The following is a 2,055-nucleotide window of genomic DNA, read 5'->3' on the forward strand; positions in this document are numbered from 1 at the left end:
GCCATAGTGATTAAACAAACACTATGGCGTTTTTTGTTTATTTAGTTATTCGGTGTGTCCAAAAAGCACCACTAATATCTGTTATTTTTACGGTATATGTTCCGTTCGAAAGCTGTGAAAAAACTTGATTACTAAAAGTCATTTTTGCTTTGGCTCCTAAAGGAACAACTAAGCTATGTTTACCTGGTTTAATTTTAGCAACATAATAGTTTGATATGTTTTGATCAGCTAACGAAGCTAACTCTTTTTGAGAATATTGAACAATAGCGTTATTGTTTTGATCTAATACTTCAATAGCAATAACCCACGATCCGTATACATCAACACCTTCTGTTCTAAAAACGTCAAAAGAAAGCGTATCATTATTAATTTTACCTTCTGTTATTTCTAATTTAGGTTTAACCGATTTGTTATGCAGTGTTCCCCAAACTCCACCATGAAATACTTGATTGGTAAATAAAGTCATTCCTAAAATGGCTAACGACCCTATTAAAACAAACCTTGGGAAAATGTTGTTTTTAATCGGTAAAATTCCTGATCCTAACCATGCAAACCATTTTTTCTTAGTGAAGGAAAAATTGTTCTTCATAAAGTAGTTGTCTAACGAATATTTGCCGCTTCCTGTTAAAAAGAGTACATATCCTGTTGCGATTCCAAGTACACCAATTTGCCATTCGTCAAGGCAGGTTGTTCCAATCCAACCAGAACCCAAAAGAATTCCCATTGCTAAGCCAAATATACCAATACTCATTATTCGGGTAAACAAACCAAAGATGATGAAGAGTCCTACAATTCCTTCAATAATGGTAAATATTACCATATTTAACCAGAGTATATCTGGATTTTCAACTAAATATTGAATAATAGGTTTAATACCTAATGCATTTGGAAGAAAATGGTTGAATTTTTCTCCGATATATCCTGCAACTTCAGGATCGAGTTTGTTAGCTAAAATTGTTCTTCTCCAAAAAGCAGAGAAGTAAGTCCATCCAATAACCAATCGTATTGCCAGAACTAAAAGTCCTGAGTCGTTTTTTATATTGTTGTTTATCATAATATTTTATTTCGTTATTAAGACTGATGCTATTTTAAAGTTTTAAGCACAGCCGATGAACTACATAAGTTAGTATTATGTAGATTGTATTTTATTTGTGAATGTTAATAGGAAGGAAGGCTTAAAGGTAAACCTTGAAATTTTTGAATAAAATATAAAGAGGGATAGAAGATGTTATAAATCCCTTTTCTTGATAATAAGTAGTAATTTTATTAGGAAAGCTTTCAAAAAAGTAAAGAGAGAAGTTAAAAGCTCTAGTTGGAAAAAATGGTGAAATTTTGGTAGAAGCAGCTACTTGTATTAGAGAAGCATCTGTAATTTCAATATCATAACAAGTTATATAGCTATGAGTTGTTTGGCTTTTGTTTGAAACCTCTGTTTGCGGAACGTTAAGTTCTGCTTGTACAAAGTTTCTAACTTTACAAGGAGAAAATAGCAATAAAAAAATCAACCCTATTATAGGAAATAGAGTTGATTTTCGGGTTATTTTATTAAGCTTTCTCACGTGGTAAACTTATAAAATAAACTAAGTAATATTTGTTATAATTTTCTTAATTAAATTATAACTTTTTATCGGCTTTCATGAGTTCTAACTCATGTTGAAAACTTACTTTCTTTTTAACGGTGTAAGGCATTTTTTCAATAGCAATAGCTTTAAGAGCAATTGCCTTTTTTGTTTTTCCTGCTTTATACAACATATCTGCTTTTAAATTATCTACTGAATATTTTTCAGGAATTAATTTATAACAGTATTTACCCCATTTCTCTAAATTTCTTTTTTCTTTTCTCGTTTGTGTGAAGTCAAAGTAATGATTAGCTGTTTCAATAATAGGTTTTACAATATTGTTAGTATCTCTACCTTCTTTGTAATTTTGTAGCATGATATCAGTAAAAGGATCTTTTCCAAACTCTTTGTTTTTAGAATACAACTGATAATACTTACTGTCTTCTTCTTTAATTTCTTTAAGAGTTTTTTGGTTCATTAAACTATTAATGTATTG

2 protein-coding genes are annotated in these 2,055 nt (G+C 30.1%); both read right to left on the bottom strand.

Going from position 1 to position 2,055, the window contains the following annotated elements:
* Window positions 1-37: 37 nt before the first annotated feature.
* Window positions 38-1,054 (bottom strand): TQO small subunit DoxA domain-containing protein, encoded by a 1,017-nt coding sequence (locus OU788_RS12180; RefSeq protein ID WP_274635417.1) that lies wholly within the window; start codon window positions 1,052-1,054, stop codon window positions 38-40.
* A 560-nt stretch (window positions 1,055-1,614) separates the two neighbouring features.
* The coding region (locus OU788_RS12185) for a hypothetical protein (RefSeq protein ID WP_274635418.1) at window positions 1,615-2,055 on the bottom strand (441 nt) is incomplete at its 5' end.

Origin of the sequence: Tenacibaculum sp. L6 (assembly GCF_028823685.1) — a bacterium.
Taxonomy (GTDB): Bacteria; Bacteroidota; Bacteroidia; order Flavobacteriales; family Flavobacteriaceae; genus Polaribacter.

Coding starts and splice junctions, on each gene's coding strand:
- OU788_RS12180 (WP_274635417.1), bottom strand. CDS start 1,054: ATGATAAACAACAATATAAAAAACGACTCAGGACTTTTAGTTCTGGCA.